16 protein-coding genes are annotated in these 17,697 nt (G+C 69.1%); 7 read left to right on the top strand and 9 right to left on the bottom strand.

Annotated elements, in window-relative coordinates:
• The first annotated feature begins 1,247 nt into the window (after positions 1–1,247).
• A complete protein-coding gene (locus tag ACFRKB_RS35260) occupies positions 1,248–1,910 on the top strand; it encodes a replication/maintenance protein RepL (protein ID WP_383110692.1) in 663 nt (220 codons plus the stop codon).
• Positions 1,904–2,320: a hypothetical protein gene (locus tag ACFRKB_RS35255; RefSeq protein ID WP_383110691.1), complete on the top strand. Its 417-nt coding sequence runs from the start codon at positions 1,904–1,906 to the stop codon at positions 2,318–2,320. The genes ACFRKB_RS35260 and ACFRKB_RS35255 overlap by 7 nt, the downstream gene beginning before the upstream one ends.
• Before the next feature lie 439 nt (positions 2,321–2,759).
• On the opposite strand, the gene ACFRKB_RS35250 is transcribed toward ACFRKB_RS35255, so the two are convergent.
• Positions 2,760–3,611, bottom strand: coding sequence for a hypothetical protein (locus tag ACFRKB_RS35250; RefSeq protein ID WP_383110690.1), 852 nt, complete (start codon positions 3,609–3,611; stop codon positions 2,760–2,762).
• A 161-nt stretch (positions 3,612–3,772) separates the two neighbouring features.
• Between ACFRKB_RS35250 and ACFRKB_RS35245 the strand changes: the two genes are divergently transcribed.
• Entirely contained in the window at positions 3,773–4,555 is a 783-nt protein-coding gene (locus tag ACFRKB_RS35245) for a hypothetical protein (protein WP_383110689.1), read from the top strand.
• Positions 4,556–4,590: 35 nt separating this feature from the next.
• Positions 4,591–5,247, top strand: a complete 657-nt coding sequence (locus ACFRKB_RS35240) for a hypothetical protein (protein ID WP_383110688.1) — start codon at positions 4,591–4,593, stop codon at positions 5,245–5,247.
• Between the two features lie 193 nt (positions 5,248–5,440).
• Here the strand turns inward: ACFRKB_RS35240 and tpg are convergent, their stop codons facing one another.
• Positions 5,441–5,995: a telomere-protecting terminal protein Tpg gene (tpg, locus tag ACFRKB_RS35235; RefSeq protein WP_383110687.1), complete on the bottom strand. Its 555-nt coding sequence runs from the start codon at positions 5,993–5,995 to the stop codon at positions 5,441–5,443.
• Between the two features lie 4 nt (positions 5,996–5,999).
• Positions 6,000–8,093: a telomere-associated protein Tap gene (gene tap, locus ACFRKB_RS35230; RefSeq protein WP_383110686.1), complete on the bottom strand. Its 2,094-nt coding sequence runs from the start codon at positions 8,091–8,093 to the stop codon at positions 6,000–6,002.
• Positions 8,094–8,233: 140 nt separating this feature from the next.
• On the opposite strand from tap, the gene ACFRKB_RS35225 reads away from it, so the two are divergent.
• Positions 8,234–10,090, top strand: coding sequence for a zeta toxin family protein (locus tag ACFRKB_RS35225; protein ID WP_383110685.1), 1,857 nt, complete (start codon positions 8,234–8,236; stop codon positions 10,088–10,090).
• Here ACFRKB_RS35225 and ACFRKB_RS35220 read toward each other — a convergent pair.
• Complete coding sequence (locus ACFRKB_RS35220) at positions 10,054–10,299, bottom strand: hypothetical protein (protein WP_383110684.1); 246 nt, start codon at positions 10,297–10,299, stop codon at positions 10,054–10,056. The genes ACFRKB_RS35225 and ACFRKB_RS35220 overlap by 37 nt on opposite strands.
• 153 nt (positions 10,300–10,452) lie before the next feature.
• Here ACFRKB_RS35220 and ACFRKB_RS35215 point away from each other — a divergent pair, with 153 nt between their 5' ends.
• Positions 10,453–13,119, top strand: coding sequence for an ATP/GTP-binding protein (locus ACFRKB_RS35215; protein ID WP_383110683.1), 2,667 nt, complete (start codon positions 10,453–10,455; stop codon positions 13,117–13,119).
• Between the two features lie 90 nt (positions 13,120–13,209).
• Here the strand turns inward: ACFRKB_RS35215 and ACFRKB_RS35210 are convergent, their stop codons facing one another.
• Both ACFRKB_RS35210 and ACFRKB_RS35205 read right to left on the bottom strand, forming a co-directional pair.
• On the bottom strand, positions 13,210–13,335 hold the full coding sequence (locus ACFRKB_RS35210) for a hypothetical protein (RefSeq protein ID WP_383110682.1): 126 nt from the start codon (positions 13,333–13,335) through the stop codon (positions 13,210–13,212).
• A gap of 71 nt (positions 13,336–13,406) precedes the next feature.
• Positions 13,407–13,601, bottom strand: coding sequence for a hypothetical protein (locus tag ACFRKB_RS35205; protein ID WP_383110681.1), 195 nt, complete (start codon positions 13,599–13,601; stop codon positions 13,407–13,409).
• Positions 13,602–13,726: 125 nt separating this feature from the next.
• Between ACFRKB_RS35205 and ACFRKB_RS35200 the strand changes: the two genes are divergently transcribed.
• On the top strand, positions 13,727–13,978 hold the full coding sequence (locus tag ACFRKB_RS35200) for a hypothetical protein (RefSeq protein WP_383110680.1): 252 nt from the start codon (positions 13,727–13,729) through the stop codon (positions 13,976–13,978).
• A gap of 147 nt (positions 13,979–14,125) precedes the next feature.
• Here ACFRKB_RS35200 and ACFRKB_RS35195 read toward each other — a convergent pair whose 3' ends face one another.
• The 3 genes from ACFRKB_RS35195 to ACFRKB_RS35185 all read right to left on the bottom strand — a co-directional run bounded on the left by ACFRKB_RS35195 (position 14,126) and on the right by ACFRKB_RS35185 (position 17,685).
• Positions 14,126–14,950, bottom strand: a complete 825-nt coding sequence (locus tag ACFRKB_RS35195) for a helix-turn-helix transcriptional regulator (protein ID WP_383110679.1) — start codon at positions 14,948–14,950, stop codon at positions 14,126–14,128.
• A gap of 10 nt (positions 14,951–14,960) precedes the next feature.
• Positions 14,961–15,233 carry a hypothetical protein gene (locus ACFRKB_RS35190; RefSeq protein ID WP_365977041.1) on the bottom strand — a complete coding sequence of 91 codons (273 nt, stop codon included), beginning with the start codon at positions 15,231–15,233 and terminating at the stop codon, positions 14,961–14,963.
• A 1,180-nt stretch (positions 15,234–16,413) separates the two neighbouring features.
• Entirely contained in the window at positions 16,414–17,685 is a 1,272-nt protein-coding gene (locus ACFRKB_RS35185) for a hypothetical protein (protein WP_383110678.1), read from the bottom strand.
• Between the last annotated feature and the right edge of the window lie 12 nt (positions 17,686–17,697).

Below are 17,697 nucleotides of genomic sequence, written 5' to 3'. Positions count from 1 at the left end.
GAGCGGGATATGACCCGGCAAGCCGGGTCATAGAGCACGAATTGCGCAAGCGCAATTCGGATTCCGGCGCAAGCGCCGGAATAGAATTCCGCAAGCGGAATTCAAAGGGCGTGGCAATTCGCGCAAGCGCGAATTGCTGGCACCCGCGCAAGCGCGGGTGCCAGGGCCGGCAGCAAGGGGAGGTGCATCACGTGCGAGCCTGTGTAGGGCTTGGGAATCCCAGCCACCACCCCCGCAACGAGAGTGACGGACCGTCGGTCTGACGGAGTGTCGGCCCCACCGTAGTGACGGGCTCCGCTGCGCTCCACCCTAACCCTCCCACCCTCGAAACCGGCCGCTGACGTTCACCAATACCCCGCCAGCATACACGTCAACCCGCCACAGAGAGGCGGAATGCATCGAGGCATCACCCGAGCGAGCGAACGCACAGGCGGCGTGATGCATCACAGGTAGCTGGTGTGTAGCGTTTGGGTTCTGGCCGCACCACCCCTGACCCCGACCACGATTCACTGGAAGAATTCAGAATTGCGCGGCCATGAATAGCTCAGCCACAGAACGGAAGCCCGATATGCGAACGCCGAAATTCAACGTGCGGAGGTACCGGAGCCGAATGGCCCCCAGGCCATTCGGCGGAACCGTCCACTGGCCCGGCCACGCTTCGGCTGTTGGATCGTCACGGCCGGCACCACCCGAGACTCAGAGCCGATGGTGCCCTCCACGACCCGCGCCGGAGCAGCCGAGCCGCACGCGAAGCCGCCTCAGCCACGGAGCAGCTCCGTGCGCGGCGGGGGAGGCCGGTGAGGGCCGGGCGGCGGTCGCCGGGGCGAGGGGCCAGGGGGTGCGCACCTGGTGGCTTTGGTGGCCGGTGCCGTCGGAGGCGGTGGCATCGACACAGGGCGAGGCCCTGGTGCGGCCCTCGCGCGCGCGTGCGTCTTAGGGAAAAGAGAGCACCTCGGGAAAACATGCTTTGACCTGCGGTTTTGCGAGAGGGGATGTGTCAGCCGCAACACATTGACCTGCGGAAATGTGCTCGCGGTGCCACACCGACACCCCTATTTGCCAACCCAGCTTGTACAAGTACGGATCGTTGCAGGTGGCGACGGACTCCCAGGGAACACGGCCCGAATCCGCTGTGTCGGCGTCGACACCAAAGCGCCACGCCAGCGTGTACAAATCTGCCAACTGAGCTTGAACAACTGCTAGTGTCCGCCGCGTACCCCGCAAGATCGAGGACAGGACCCCCGTCGATGCCACCCCAGCCCAAGCGCCCCTCCGCCGGCCGCGGCAAGGGCCGCATCGCCGCCGTTCCGCCCGGTGGTGACAGTGCCTTCCGCGAGACCCTGTCCTCCAGGCTGGGCAAGGACATCAAGCCGCCGACCCGCAAGCGGGCCGTGCAGCAGATGGACGTCAGCGTCCGGTACACGTACCGCGCGCCCCACGACATGTACGGCCGGTCCGGCTACAGCGTCGTCTCCAACGACTTCCTCGCCGACGTCCTAGCGGTGCTCATCGCGCAGCACGGCATGTCGCCGATCCAGTCCGCGGTCCTCCTGTGGTGCATTGGCCGGCAGCGCGAGGGGTGGCTGCGCGCCACGCACAAGAAGATCGCCGACAAGCTGGGCGTGGAGCGGTCGAACGTCACCCGGGCCATCGGCCGCCTGGAGCACTGGCACATGATCCAGCGCGTCGACAACGGGCTGATCTTCGTGAACCCGATGCTCGGGTTCGAGGGCAACGGCGACGTCCAGCGCGAGATCCTGGACGCGCTGCGAGACCCGAAGACCGGGAAGCTGCCCGAGGACGTCTTCCCCGCCCTCAACGCCCCGCAGCCGCCGCGCAGCGTGCAGCTGGAGCTCGGTGCCGAAGACGGGGAAGATGGAGTCGTCGACGAGGAGGGGCAGGCATGCTGATCCAGGCCAGCGCCGGTTTCGGAATGCTGTACCGGCTGGACCTCACCAAGGCCGCCATGGAGCTGCTGAGCGCCCTCATCGAGCGCCAGGAGCCCGGCGGCGAGGTGAACGCCTCCCAGGCCGAGCTGGGGGCCCGCGTGGGCCTGTCCAGAAACTCCGCGAACACCGCGATGTCGCTGCTGGAGAGCCGGAACCTCGTGCTGCGGCCCAAGGACCGCAAGTACCGGACCTACTACCTCCACCCCTACGTCGCCTCCTACGCCTCCCAGGAGGAGCTGGAGGAAGCGATCGAAGACGCCGCCGAGCGCATCGAGGCCGGCGAACTGCCCGACATCACCGCCCCGGTGTACGAGACCGCGCCGCCCAAGCGCCAGACCCAGCCGCTCCGGGCCGTCCGCGCCGCCGGGTGACATCGGCCGCCGCCCCGTCCGGGCGGCGATGACCAACCGTGAACTGTGCCCCTGCTGCAGACAGATGTGCGGCAGGGGCACACGTCTGCCCGAGCGGCGAGCACCCGGCGGCGAAGCGAGCGGTAGCACTGGGTAAACCGGTTCGTTCTGGTTCTCCAGAACAGCGCCGTAGGTCAGCAGGCTCCGGCTACGGCGCTGTATGCAGCAGCCGTGCATAGATCCCGCCCGGAACATCGCAGATCTGCGATCTTATGCAGCGCTGGGGCGGGCCCACCTTCGTACTGGAGCCCTCGGAGCAGCAGCCGGCGGCCGGTGCAGCACCCGTGCGGCGCCCGGCCCATGCAAATGCTGCGCTGCACCTCGGACACCGCCCTGCTGCACCCGGCGACCACCACCAGGAGCACGAGCAGCAACCGGGCAGCAGCACCAGGAGCAGCGGCTACAGCACGGTGCCGTGCAGGGCGCGCCGATCGCCCGACATCGCGTAGCGGCGGGCGGCGAGGCCGTGCTCAAGGGGCTCGCCGATCTGCTCGCACAGCAGCGCCAGGGCGCCGGTCGCCGCCTCGGTGTCGGAGAGGTAGGCCGGAGCGACTTCGAGCATCAGCTCACCGATCGCGTGGCTGCTGGCGGCGAGGTCGTCGACGACGCGGCGCAGCGCGGCGACGGTCGGGTCCGCCGGCGGATCGGCGGGCGGTGGTGGTGCGGTGCGGATGTCGCGGACGGCCTGGCGGACCACGGCGCGCACCGTGGGCTCATCGAGGGCCTGGAGGCCGCTGTGGGCGAGCGTGGTGAGTCGGCGGGTGATCAGCTCCGCGACGACGTCGGCGCGGCTGGAGACGGCGATCAGGGCGCGCTGGGACAGGCCGTAGTCGAGCGCGGCCGCGGCGGCCGGGTCGGTGTCTCGCGTGCGAGACGTCTCGGTGCCGACGGCGACCGCGCCGTGGATCGCCGCGAGGGAGCGGGCGACGTCCAGGAGCCGGTACGCCTGGGCGCGGCTGATGCCGAACTCCGCCCGGCAGTACGACTCCCAGCTGCTGTGCCCGAGGGGGAGCCAGACGCGGGCGGCGTGCGCGTCGCGGACCCGGGCGGCGAGCACCGCCACGGAGCGCTGGACGGCGTCCATCGCCTCGCGCAGCCCGGCCGTCATCTCCCAGGCGCGGGCCGCAGTCAGCGGCGGCCGCTCCGGTTCGACGCCGTGCTCCTGGTCCTCGTTGTCCTCGCCCACGACTCCATCGTCCTCCAGGCCGACGGGCGGGACCAGGGCGTACGGGAGCACGAGCGCGAGCCCCATCTCACAAGTTCACAACCTCACAGCTCACCGCGCCTACCTGGGGAAACCGGCTGTGAGCCTTACAGACCTCACAGCGTGACACCGGGTACGTGACATCACCTGACTCGCCTGGATGGGCCAAAAGCGGGAACCGCGCCATGGCACCGCGTCGCTGTCGCGCTGTGCGCGTTCTCCAGGGCATGGAGCTCGTACTCGAAGAGGCCGCGGTGACCATCAAGGTCGTCTCTGTAGGTGGCAAGCGGATGTCGAAGGCCATCTACAGCCAGTTGCCTCGCCGAAGCCCGTTTGATCACGACAGCACGGTTCGGGGCCGCCTCTGGGGAGTCGTGGTCGACCCGAAGTGCTGCCACACCATGCACGCGAAGGACTGGGCGCACTGGCACGTCCTGTACGAGTGTGATGGTGAGCTGGCGGTGTGGTTCCTCCGGCAGGGGGCGAGGAACGCTCCGTACAACCTGATCGCCGGTGGCCCGTACGAGCCGCGGTCCTGCGTCGACAGGGAGTTCATCGATGCCTGCGCGCTGGAGACCCACCAGGGCTCCACCGACTTCTTCCAGGGCCGGCTGTTCGACCTGATCCGCGACAACCAGGTCGCGGCGACCATCGAGGAGACCAAGGTCTACCTGTCGTGCTCCGCCGCCGTGCTGAAGCTGCACACCGCCAGGAAGGAACATCACGCCGCCTCAGAGCGGGCCGGATCCTGGCCGGTGCACGCGCACCCCAACGTCCCCAACTTCCGTGCCGAGGCCGTCGCGACGGCCGAGAAGGAGCGGGATGCCGCCGCAGAAGCCCTGGAGCGGCTGTGTGACCAGCGTGAGCGCAACGTCCACGACCTGTACGCCGACCTGATCGCCGACGTTCGCCGCATCAAGCAGACCCGGGAGAACTACGCCGCGGCCCTGGAGACGGTCGAGCGGCTGCCCCAGCTCTTCCTGGGCGCCTGACTCCCGCCCGTGCCCATCCCTCCCGGAGCGTGATCATGCGTGTGTACCGAGACTCGTACTCGCCGTTCGTCGTCATTCACCAGGACGTAGTCCTCAACAACGGGCTGAGCGTCACCAGCCGCCTGCTTTACGTCGTGCTCCAGGCCCGAGCAGACGACGGGATTACTACGCAGGACGTGGCTCCGTTGATCGGGCTGGAAGACGGGCAGCAGGTGCAGCCGTTCCTTGACGAGCTGGTCGACGCCGGGTTCGTCGAGACGCGCCCGCACCATGGCCAGCCACCCAGCATCCTGGTCTACCGATCCCCGCTGTCACAGGAACGACGTACACACGGGTGCGTCCCGTGCGAACAGTGCGGTGAATGCTCCTGCGAGCACACCAAGGGGCTATGCCGCATCTGCGACCAGATCGGCCGCGTGGAAGATCAGGCACGGCAGGACATCGACCGTTGGAAGCGGCAGCGGGACGCCGGAGCCACCTACGCCACAGCTACCCGGCTGCACCGCTGGGACTGCCCCAGCCTGAACTCGCCAGAGAAAAGCATGGCCCAACTGGAAACCTCACGGCCCTATGCCCGCAAGGCGGGTGGGCTCTACTGGCCCCGGCTGCCCGACCTCTACACCGCGCAAGAGCTGCGGCTCAAGGGATGCCGCAGGAGACGGTGCGCCATGTGCGGACCCGACCCGCTGTAGAACACACAAGATGTACGCGCGGTGCGGGGCGGTGGGGACGGACATGCGGTGATCCCTTTTTCCGGCGCTGGCGCATGTGGACAGTCGCAGTGTGCAGCGCGGTGGCTGTGCCGGTTTTCATGGATACCGTTTCGAGGCGGATTCCAAGCTTCCTGTGGCTGTGGTCGGGGCGAACCCCCAAAGGGCTCCGAAATTAGTAGTCGAGATCTAGGTAATCAATGTCGTTGATTTCCACGTCCGACAGTCCCATAGCGCGGCCACCGCCATCCTGGAAATAGACCTCTTTGAATCCTTCCGCGATGATCCCGCGCATCTGCTGGTCGCTGGCCCCCGTGTCGCGGGCGTCGAACAGGCGCTGCGCGTACGTCGCGGGGAGGCGGACGGTGAGGCGGCGGAAGCGTCCGTCGTCGGTCGTGCCGACCGGCGCGGTGTAGCCGAACCTGGCCCTGGTCTCCACCGTGATCCCGGTGGCGGCGGCCTGCTTGCGCCGGCGTTTGCGGACCTGGGGCTGCCAGCGGGAGCGGACGGCGTCGTCGATCTTCGCGGCGATGTCCTTCGGCGGGTGCTTGCGCTCGCCCTTGCGGTAACGCTCCACCGAGCGCTGGCTGACGCCGAGCTCCTGGGCGACGGCCCTGGTCGTCTTGAGCTGCTTCATCAGGAAGTTGATGCGGCCCTGGAGGGTCTTGGGCGGTTCCCGGGTGAACGCCTCCCGGTCGGCCCGCTCGATGGCTTCCTCGATCTCCCCCACGGCTCTACTCCCCTTCGTCCAGGACGGCGTCGCCGCCCTTGATGTGGCGGGCCGGGTTGAGGCCCTTCTCCATGAGATCGACCGCCCACAGCATGGACTGGACGCCCTCCAGCTTCGCCAGGCCGGGCGTGGGCCCGAGGCGGAAGGCGCCGGGTTGCGGCTTGCCGGACGCGGCGTAGGGGAGGAAGTCGAGCGGGCTCCCCCCCGGCGAGGGGTAGACGACGCAGTCGGACAGCACGGCCAGCGGGAACAGGCCCGTCATCCGGGACATGTTCAGCAGCTTGCGGTGCATGTTGACCCGCGCCTTGCTGATCACGGCGGCCCGGATGTCGGGGCGCCACGTCGGCCGCTGGAGGGCCGGCCACGTCTCGCCCTCCTGGTAGTGCTTGCCCTGCGGTCGCTCACGGAGCTTGCCGACGCCGCCCTTGACTGTGGCCTTGATCGCGGACAGGACGGCGGCCAGAGCCGGGTCCTTCTGCTTGTGCTGCTCCATCGCCGCGAGGAACTGGCGGTCGTCCAGGTCCGAGGTGACGCCGAGGTCGGCGAGGGTGTCGACGTACGCGTTCTTGAGCCGGTCGTGCCACGGGTCCAGGTAGGCGCCGGTCTCGCGGCGCAGGTACGCCTCGATCGGGTGCACGTCGTGCCCGAGCTGCTGGGCGTAGGCGAGGGTGTGCGTCTGGTACCAGGCCGGTCCGGTCGGCCGGGTGCCGTCCGGGGTGAACGGCGAGGGCAGGCGCGGGTCCAGCTCGATGTGGGACAGGTCGACCAGCCAGGAGCCGGGGATCTTCGAGTTGAACTTCGGGGCGTGGAAGTGGTCGGGCGCGCTGAGGCCGACGACCAGGCGGGCCGCGGCGGCGAGGAACGCCGTGTTGAGGTCCAGGCCGACCGCGAAGGGCAGCGTGCATTCCTCATCGGTGAGCGTGTCCACCGACCGCACCCACTGGTACGCCTCCTCGTTCAGGAACCCTCCGGTCCAGCCGGAGTTCACGACCACGGGGTGCTCCGCGGTGGCCTCCGGCGGCGCCGGGTCCATCGGCTCCGTCCCCAAGCTGCCGGAGTTGTAGCCGGACACCCAGTTCCCGGTCTCCGGGTCCTGCACGGCCTTCGTCGGCGGGCGCAGCGCCGTCATCAGCTCCAGCCCGGACACGGCCGTCGACCCGCGTGGCGTGATGACCCGCTGGGCGTACACACCGAGGACGCGGGCGATGTCGGCCGGCTCCATCTCCGCGACGCCGGGCCAGGACCGCTCATCGAGGGCGTCCCACGACAGGATCGCGAGCTGCACGCACTGCCGCTCGCGTCCCTGCGCCTTGCGGTAGATCCGGCCCCACGGGCCGAACCCGCGCTGCGTGAGCTGCCACTTCGCCTTCGCTACCTGCTTGACGACCGGGTGGTCCTCCGGGAGGCGCAGGGAGCGGCGCTGCTCGTGGCCCTCCAGGCGCTCCGGCAGACCGAGCTTTACCGCGGCCGCGGCGGTGAGCACGATCAGCGGGTCGCTGTCCTTGCCGTAGCGGTTGAGCTTCGCGGCACCGAGGCCGGACTCCTTGAGGGCCCACTCCACCAGCTCCGGCACCGTGGCGGCCGGGCAGTCGAGCACGATGCCGTCGACGCCGTATGCGGAGCCGTCACCGTCCAGCACAGCGAGCGGGCCGTGCGGGAACCGCGGGTCGGTCGCGGGCTTCGCCGCCTTCTTCGCCGCCGGGCGGCGCGACGTCGCCGGACGCTCGGGAGCGGTCTGGACGGCCGGGGCCTGAACCGGTGCGGCGGTCGCCGTCTCGGTGGCGTCGGGCGCGGCCGGGCCGGTGAACGTCTCCGGTACCTCCGGCTGCGGCGCGGCAGGAGCTCCGTGTGCGGGGTACTTCGCTGCCCAGCCGTTCAGCAGCCGCTGGTACGCCTCCAGGCGCGGCGGCTTCGGCTCGCTCCGGCCGTTCTCCCAGTTCTTCACCGTCTGGGTCGTCGACTTCAGGGCCTGAGCGAGACGGGCCTGCGTGATGCCGGCGGCCTCACGGAGCCGGGCGCGCTCCGCCGGGGGCGGGAGCTGCGGCTCCTCCGCCAGCAGGGCGTCGATGTTCGCGAACAGCTCTTCCTCAGATGCCATATCTGTCTACCTCCACCCTGAACACTAGCACGCTTTAACCCCAACGAAAGATTCAATTTAACCTGCGCATTTAGCCCGTTCGATTAATATATGCTGCGTGGCGTCGCCCGGTGGCGGCCGAAACCAAGCAGGGAGTTGCGTTGAGAGACGAGGACGTCGTTCCGGTCGCCCTGGCCGAGCGCCAGCACGAGGAGATCCTGGTGACCGAGATCCTGCCGACCTGGACCAGGGACGCCGTCCCTCAGGACCGGCCGGTGGTAGTGGTCGTCGCCGGGCCTGCGGGCAGCGGGAAATCCGAGCTCTGTGGCCTTTTACGGACAGTCCTTGACCGGCGGGGCGGCGCGGTAGTGATCGGCCGCGACCTCTACAAAACCGTCCACCCCGCGTACGACGACCTCATGCAGAGCGATGACCGCACGGCCGGTGTGCGGGTGCGTCCGGACGTCCTGCGGTGGCAGGCGGCGGTCGAGGCGTACGTACGCCACAAGCGATTCGACGTCGTACTGGAAACTGCCGTCGCCGATCCGGAGGAGGTCTGCGCGACGGCCCGCTCCTACCGCGCGGCCGGCTATCGCGTCGAGCTGGTAGCGCTGGCCACGGCAGAGGCCGTCGCGCAGCTCAGCGCGATGAACCGCTACCTGACACAGGTGAGCGAGCAGGGCGTGGGCCGGTACGTCTCCTGGGGCAACTTCGACCAGTGCGCGCGCAACCTGCCGGTGCTCCTGGAGGCCGTCGAGGCCGGGCGGCTGGCGGACCAGGTCATGGTCGTACGGCGCGACCTCCAGGTGCTCTACCGCAACGAGCTCACCGAGAGCGGGGCCTGGCTCAGTGCACCGGCCGCACCCCAGGCACTGACCACGGACTGGGCCCGGCCGTGGACAGCACCGGAAACATGGCACTTCCGGCACCACCTGGCCACCACAGAACAGCTGTCGCACCCATCGGCAATCACCCCGGAGCGCCGTCTGGCGGTGGCCGGCGGCCTGGAGCGCGCCTTCGCGCTGGCCGAGCCGGTGCGCCGGATCGCCCAGCCCCTCACGGTGCCGCCCGGTGTCGACTACCACCGCCTGTCCACCAGCGAGCACACGTGGATCTTCAACGAGCTGATCGTCCCGATGCACCTGAGCGCCATCACCCCCCAGGACGACCCCGTCACCCTGTACGTGATGGGCCCGCAAGGAGCGGGAAAGACCCACGCGGCGCGCGCTCTGCGTCGCGCGCTGCGCCAGCGCAGGCCCACCCGGATCGAGGGCGGCATCTTCAAAGCGATGCACCCCGACTACCGCCAGCTCCTCGCAGAACAGCCGCGCACGGCCTCCGCCCGCATCAGGGCCGACTACCGGGCCTGGCAGGAGATGGCCGAAGCATACGTACGGGCGCGCCGTGGCGACCTGCTGATCGAAATCGCCCCCGACAGCGTCAGTCACTTCCTCGACGGTGCGCGCCGCCATCACCAGGCGGGCCACCGCGTGGAGCTGGTCGTGATCGGGGCGCGCGCCGCGGACAGCAGGCTGGGCACCGCGACCCGGTGCGCCGAGGTCGCCCGCCTGGGCGGCATCCCCAGGTTCACCGCGGCCGCCGCCCACGCGGCGACCTTCAACGTCGTCCCGAACGTGGTCGACGCCGCCGAACGCTCACCGTACGTGCACTGCGTCTCCGTCATCCGCAGAGACCTGACCGCGGTGTACCGCAACGAGCGCACCCCGGACGGAGCCTGGAGCAGGCCGCCCCAGGGCGCGCACGTAGTGGAGGCCGAACAGAGCCGCCCGTACACGCAGGCCGAAGCAGCCCAGCTCCTCGCCACCCTTCAGCGCCTGCGGGGCGAACTGCCGCAGTACCGGTCGGATCTGGTCGAGATCGCCGCACTGGCCTGGCCCTTGATGCCCGCTCACCTGCAGCCGCGCACCCTCGCCTCCACGATCACTGCGGCGCCGCTGCCCGTTCTTCAGCGGAATTCCGGCTACTGGCCGCCCAGCTCCTGGGAACGGGCCGCGTAGCGGGCCGCGATCTCGGCCACTTCCTCCGGGCCGGCGTCCTGAAGCGCCTGCAGATCGGCGGCGCACATCGCCAGTTCCTCCCTCAGGGTCTTCAGTCGCTCAGAGGCAGGCCCGGGGGCGCGCTGTTCCTTCATGATTTGTTCCGCGTACCAGTTGCTCACGTCCTGCACGAGTTGCTCGGCGGCCTCGGGACTCACGTTCTCTGACAAGGGGTTTCCTTCGCGTATGGGCTGGGATCGGGGCGTCATTGTCTCTGGCCAAGACGGTGCGGCCACGCCGCCCGCGTTGCGGAAAGCAGCCACGCCGCACGCCCCAGGCCCTACGGTTGGTACCGCCGATGATCATTCCTGGGGGGACCGACCGTGGCCGACCTGCGTGCGCTGTTCAGCTCCAACAACCCGTCGTTCGACGCCGCGGAGGCGTTCACCGACCGGCAGCACCAGTGGGCCCTGGTCGCCTCCGCTCTGGAAGAGCACCTGCGGCACACCGCCGGCCGCGGGTTCGACGTGGAAGACCTCGAAGCGCCCCGCACCAATGTGATCGTCTTTCACGGCGTGGGCGGCGTCGGCAAGTCCACACTGCTCCGCAAGATCGAAGCGGCGCTGACCGCCGCCGAGCACCGCCCCGACCAGTGGGGCGCACCCACCTGGACTCAGCGGCTCCTGCCCATCCGGATCGACCTGGCCCGCTCCGCGTCGACCGGATCGGACTTCGAGCGGGTCATCCTGACGATCCGCCTCGCGCTCGCCGGCGAGCTCGGCCGCACACTGCCCTCCTTCGACGTGGCGCTGCGCCACTACTGGGAGCACGCCCACCCCGGTGAGCCGCTGGACGAGTACATCCGGCGGACCGGGCTGACGGGCCGGTTCGCCGGGATGCTCCCGCAGCAGCTGCAGGCTGGCGTCGGCGAGGTCGCCGCCGCCCTCCAGCTGCCCGGCCTGGTCGGCTCCGCGGCCCAACAGCTCACCTCCGCGCTCGTGACGGCTCTGCGCGAGCGGCAGGAACGGGCCCAGGCTCTGGCCGGGGCCACACGGACCGCGGCCCTGCTGGAAGCCACGCCCGATCTGGAGGCGCTGTCCTACTACCCGCACCTGCTGGCCTGGGACCTGAACCAACTGCCCGCGAAGAAGCGGCTCACCCCCGTAATCCTGCTGGACACCTTCGAGGACACCGGCGACCGCCACCGCGACTTCGAACGGCTGCTGCAGCGCCTGGTCTGGCTCATGCCGAACACCTTCTTCGTCATCGGCGGCCGAAGCCGCCTGCCGTGGGCCGACACCGCGCTGCACGGCCAGCTCGACTGGACCGGCCCCGCCGCCTGGCCCGGCCTGGCCCCCTCTGCCCCGCTGGTACCGCAGCCAAGGACGGCCGCGCCGGCCGGCCGCCAGCACCTGATCGGTGATCTCTCGCCCGAAGACTGCGAGGCCCATCTCGCCCGCCGCCTGGTCCAGGACGGCCAGCCCCTCATCGGCGCCGGCATCCGCGCCGCGATCACCGCCCGCTCCCACGGCCTGCCCCTCCACCTCGACCTTGCGGTCAGCCGCTTCCTGGAGATCCGCCGCACCGGCCGCACCCCCACCCCCGCCGACTTCGACCACACCTTTCCCGCCCTCCTCGCCCGCACCCTCTCCGACCTCACCCCCGAAGAACGCCACCTGCTGCGCTCCGTCGCCCTGCTGGATGCCTTCGACCTCGACCTCGCGACCCGCACCGCCGGCCTCACCCACCAGGCCCCGGCCCGGCGCCTGGCCGAGCGGCCGCTGGTCACCGAGAACCCGTACGCGCTGTGGCCCTACCACCTGCACCGCGCGATCCGCAGCGCCGTACACGACGACGAACACAGCGACGACCGCTGGACCCCTGCTGACTGGCACCAAGCCGCCACCCGCGCCCTGACCGCCCTCGGCGACCAATGGACGAGCGCCACCGCCCTCGCCCCCAGCCGGACACTCCTCGTGGCCTGCCTCCGCCAGGGCCTGCGCCTGGCCCGCGACCACCGCCTGCCCGGCCTGGGCTGGCTCATCGACGCCGCCTTCGTCTACACCGACGACTCCGTCTGGGAACCCCTCGCCCTCCCCACCACCACCGCCGAGAACCCGGACACCCCGGCCGACGCCCTCGCCGAACTCCTCACCGCGATCGCCCGGCGCCAGCACGAGCACCGCCACCGCACCGCCGACCGCCTCACCGCCGTTCTGGACACCCGCCTGCTGCCCGCCGAACTGACCGAGATGGCTCTCTACTACCGGGCCAAGGCCCACAAGGACCTCGGCCAGAACGACGCCGCCCGCGCCGGGATGCGACAGGTCGCCGACGCCGACGGCCGGCTCGCGCCCCGGGCCCGCCGCGGCCTGGCCAACCTGGCCCGCCTGGCCGGCGACTTCCCCACGGCCCTGGCCGCCGTCCCCACCCTCGGCTGGAAAGGCCGCCACCACCGCGTCCTCGGCGACATCCACTGGTCCCAGGCCGACACCGCCGCCGCCGTCGCCGCCTTCGAAGCCGGCCGCGCCGAGGCCGAGCAGCACGGTGCCGCCGGCGAACGCGCCATGACGCAGGTCCGTCTCGCCCTCGCCGTCTCCTTCGCCGACCCCGTACGGGCCGACGACGAGCTCGCCCTCGCCGACCAGTTCCTGGACGGCCTCGACCAGCGCTCCAACAGCCTCCTTGCCCAGGTCGTCGCCCTGATCAAGGACGCCGGAACCGGCGGCGTCACCGACCGCGCCCAGAGCCTGCACGCCGACATCGAGACCGCAGGTCTCCCCTTCCTCCACCGCTTCGTGGAACTCGCCCTCGCCTTCCACCACGCTGTCCACGGCGAGGACCAGGCCCTGGCAGCCACCATCGGCCGCCTGCGCGAACTCACCGCCACCGGCGACTTCGCCTACTTCAGCGACATCGCCCACTTCATGGCCGCCCTGCCCTTGCCGGAGCCGGCGACCACCCGCTGGACCAAGAACGAAGACGACGTCCGCTCCGCATGGCGCGGCCTGGTCCAGACCCGGCAGGAACACCTCCGCACCGGAAACTGACCCCCACGCGCGCGATGGCCCCGACCAGATGCCTCTCTGGTCGGGGCCATCCCATATACGGGCAAGGACCGGGCACCGCGCCCGGAGAAATCAGTCGGCGTCGGGGCGCTGACCCACAAGCTGGCTGAGCAGCTCGATGATCTGGGCCTGGTTCCGGTCGATCTTCTTATCGAGAGCCTCGACCTTCTGGTCCAGGTTGCCGATCTGGAGACGCACCGCGGTCAGGTCAGACTTGATGATCCCGAACTCACGGTCGTGCTTCTCCGCAACCTCTTCAAACCGCCGGGTCAGGGCAGCGAGCTCGCGGCGTCGTCCGTCCCGCGCTGGCGACGCCTCTTGCCGACCCAGTCGTGCATGGCCTCGATGAGCGCGTCGGAAGGCGTGCGCCCCTCGGCCTCGGCGAGCGCCTCGAACTCGTCACGCAGCGGCTTGGGCGGGCGGAAGCCCATGACCTTGGTCTGTCCGGTGGCTGGTCGCCCCATCGCTCCCCCTCGATTTGTGTTTAACAGAATCTAGCATCCATCTGCGGCGACGGGTTGACAAGGGTTCACCCCTGCCGCATTCTTGTTTAACAGAAACCGGCGGTGAACAGCGGAGGGAACAGATCATGCTTGCTGAGTACGTCAACGGCAGCCCGAAGATCGGCGAAGTGGTCGCCCGCCACATGAGCAAGAAGCAGAAGGACCGGGGAATCATGATCACCCTTCAGACCACCCGCTGGGGGCAGAAGTTCGGCCTCTGGATGATCGACCGGATCCCCGGCCTCGATCACCTGACCTGCATGATGGTGGACTTGCTGGACACCGAGGACGAAGCCCGGAAGCTCGCCAACGAAGACTGGGTGGGAATGGGACTCTGACCCACCCGACCACGGCCCGGCTGGTGACCTCACCAGCCGGGCCGTGGTCGTTGGCCCCTCAAGACCGTCAGGAAGAAAAACACCTACTTACGGGGCGGCGATGCCGCCCCGTACTCGTTGTCTCCTCGCCTGGTGTGGTGGTGCCGGCTATTTCCCCGTGTCGCAGACCGGGCAGCGTGTCCCGTTGTCGAGGGAGGAGAGGCGGATACGGCTCAGCGACTGGCACGGGTCGCAGAGCACCGTCCACGGCACCCGATGGCCCGGGTATTTCTCGGCGGCGGTGAACCCGGCCGCCCGCAGTCGTTCTCTGGCTTCGGCCGCGGTGACCCGGATCGCCTTCCGGCTCTCCGCTGTCACCGCTTCGGCCTTGCGCCGGGCTGCGATGCGTTTCTCGCGAGCGGAGACACGGGCCCAGGCCGCCACCCAGGCGGGGAAGGCCCGTTCCGGGACCTCACAGGCGACCAGGAATGCCTGGAGGATCCGTACCGAGCTGGGCAGCGTCTGGCGCGTGGCGATACGCCACGCCGTGCTTCTGGAGAGCGGTGCGAACTCCGTGTACCGGAGTTCGGCCCGGTCCTCCATAGTCCGGGCGGAGGGCCGGTCGTTGATCTCGTACACCCGTACCAGCGCCGCCGCGAGTTCGTCGGCGCTGCGTACGAGGTTCAAGTGCGGCGCCTGGGTCAGACTCCGCCGGGTGTGTCCCACGAGGTACCGGTGGGCGTCCTTCCACAGTGCTTCGATTTCCGCAGGGTCCAGGTCGCACAGACGGCTGTATCCGTGGGCTGTCGCGAGTGAGGGGAGAGTGTGTCCCGCTTCAGCGCGCTGGACGGTGGAGACCGAGCAGCCGAGGCTGCCGGCGACCTGTGCACGGGTGAGGCTGTTCTTCTTCCGGCCGTCTCGCAGCCGGTCGGCCAGTTTGCCGATCGCGTTTTCGGAGACCGCCTTCATCGGCCGTCCTTTGCCGCTGCGCACGCTCCACTCCTCAGCCCCGCACCGGACTGGGGAGGGCACCCGCGGGTGGCCGCAGGAGCAGGAGGTGGGCTAGAGGCTCTCCGGCCGCGAGGCGGACGATGAGCGCGCCGATGGCGCCGGCGCCGCCCAGTACTCCCGCCAGGCCAGGGAGCCCGGACACCGGGCGGGCGGGGTCCAGGAGGGATAGGAACGCCGCCATGATGATGATCACGACGATGACGGTGGCCTCTGCGGCCCCCAGGCGCCTGCGCGGTGTCACGCACGCGGCGGTTACGGTGGACATGTTCTGTAATGCCTTCCTGCTGGGCGGGCTGACATGAGCAGCCCGGACTACCGGCTCCAACCAGTGGTTTTCGCAAGGGCGTTTGGCTCCGCCGCATTGCGATGCCGAGAATCGTGCCATCTGCCGGACGCCCGGAACGCCGGATCAGGGCATTTCATTCATGCCTGTCCCAGCGATAGAAGTCCGGCACACTCTGAAATCTATGGCCAAAGGCCGACACTCGGTGTGAAACTCACCCCGAAGCCCGCCACTCTCCGGGGTCACCGCGAGGGCGAAGCGACTGTTTTCGACTGGTCTTGAGCCGATTAGCCCAACCCTGTGACACACCCGGTCGCCCACCGGTGAACTGATCACACATTCACCCAGGCGTGGCCCACTTTCACTTGCCGCCACCGTCTTCATGCTGAGACGATCCGGCAACACCCTGCTCCACTACTGGCTCCAACCAGACTGACCAGGGGATTCGCAGGACCACGTTGGCTCGTGCCCCGCGCGAAGGGCCGGTACCCACTCCACGGGGCCGGCCCTTCGCGCATCCGGCCCCAGCCCCGGGCATACGTCGGGACCGCGTCCGAGGGGCACGGGCGAGGACGCCGAGCCGGATGAGTTGTCTGCAATTCCATGCCAGTCGCTCGCCGTTGACCGGCGCGTGCAGCTACGCGTCAGAAGCCGTTTCTCAGCTTCAGTCGTTTGACTTGGCATGACGATGAAGAGTCCTCGGCCCAGACAATGGATGCGGAGGAATGCGCGGCGGGAGACTTGGGAGTCTGGGCTGCGCGATTGGGCGACAGCGCTTGAAGGCCTCGCCGCGGCGGCCCGGCACCTTGAACGACGCATGGAGCAGCACGTGATAGACGTGGACATCGACGCAAGTTCTTCGTGGTTCAGCGCTGGTGACCATTGCCATTCAACCGTGGATGAGCTGCTTGAATGTGCGACCTCGTTCCGTAAGGCCGCTGATGATGTCGGTCGCGCGATACGAGAGGACCGACCGCAGGATGAGCCATAGAACATCAGGTTTCCACCGAGGCCTTCTTTGACAGACGGTCAACCGTGCACCACGTTCTACTCTTCAGTCGATGTTGGTCGGTTCCCGGCGGCCCGTAGCTCGGCGGCGCGGGCGCGGGCCTCAGCGGCCTGCCCGGCAGCTTCCGCTCGAAGGAAGAGCGTTGCGGCGCTTTTAACGCCGTCGTTCAAACCAGCGCAGCAGACCTCGTCGCCGTGTGGGTTTGGCGGCTTCTGGCGGGGGCTGAAGCGGCGGGATAGGCGGGGGCGGTGGCATGGGCGGCCGTTCAGGCGTCACTGGCGGCGGCAGTTCTCGTGCGGCGGCGGAGGGCTCCGTTCGTGAATGACCGAGGGGCACTTGGGGTTCGGGGGCGTCCGGCTGTTCGCGTCGTTCGCTGACTGATGGTGGGGCTGTCTCGGCAGGTGATGCGGGAGCTGGGTTGGCTGGTGCAGTCGGCGGTGCCTCCGGCGGAATAGTGGGGCGCTGCTTCTCGAGACGGCGCTTGCGGTCCTCTGTCTGCGCCGCGACTCGCTGGCGCGAGGTGATGGATGGCGGGCAGGAGGGTTCGGTGAGCCGGCCGGTGTGCTCGTCGGTGGTCCAGTACGCGATTTGCCAGTGCTGATCGGCGAACATTCTCAGATGTGGGGTGAAGCTGCCCTCGAAGATGCCCCAGTTTCCGACGGCCAGGACGTGAGTGCCGACAGTGAGTGGGTGGATGAGTGTTTCGTGGGGCGAGCGCAGCAGTATGTGGAAGCGTTGGTCGCCAGCGGGAGCATTGACGGCGAGTGCGGTGTAGAGGCCGCCGTTCTTGTCGCGAAGGATCTGTTGGACGGTTCCGTGTACGGCGATCGGGTGGGTGATGGGGCTCCCGGCCTGCAGCCGCTCGTACAGGGCGGCGTATGAGTGCTCAGAGGGCCCGTAGCAGAACCGATCCCAGGGGACGGCCCGTTGTCCGTGTGGTTTGACGCGGAAGCGGCTTACGGTGTCCGGGTTGAATCCGTGCAGTTGCAGGAAGCGGGCGATCTTTGCGGCACTGGTGATCGCCGGTGGCAGGTAGGGCCGCACGGTGGTGGTGTCGCGCTTGCGGACGGGGTCCTCGGGGGCGCTCGCGCTGTTCGGGTCGGAGTAGGGCGGCATCGCGTCGATGCGCTCGGGTAGCTCCAGGCGCAGGAATTTCTGGTCGGTGATGTGGGCGAGGCCGTGGGAGCCGCGGGCTATGTCTTGGATGAACTCGGTGGGGTTCAGTTCACATCCGGGTTCGTGGAGGGCTCCTTTGAGGAGTCGGAAGAGGTTCGGCACGGTTTTGTAGCCGCGGACTGGGCCGACTGGGCTGACGCAGAATTGGCAGATCAGCGGGCGTTGGAAGGTCTCGGGCTCGGGCCCGATCTCGCCGGCGGAGACGAGCCGGCCCGGGCCGTGAGGACGCTTCTCGCGCGCGTTCTTCATCCCCGAAGTCCT

This window comes from Streptomyces scopuliridis (assembly GCF_042790125.1).
GTDB classification, from domain to species: domain Bacteria; phylum Actinomycetota; class Actinomycetes; order Streptomycetales; family Streptomycetaceae; genus Streptomyces; species Streptomyces scopuliridis_A.
Note: the sequence above shows the minus strand (reverse complement) of the source record. Positions and strands in the feature narration are given on the sequence as shown.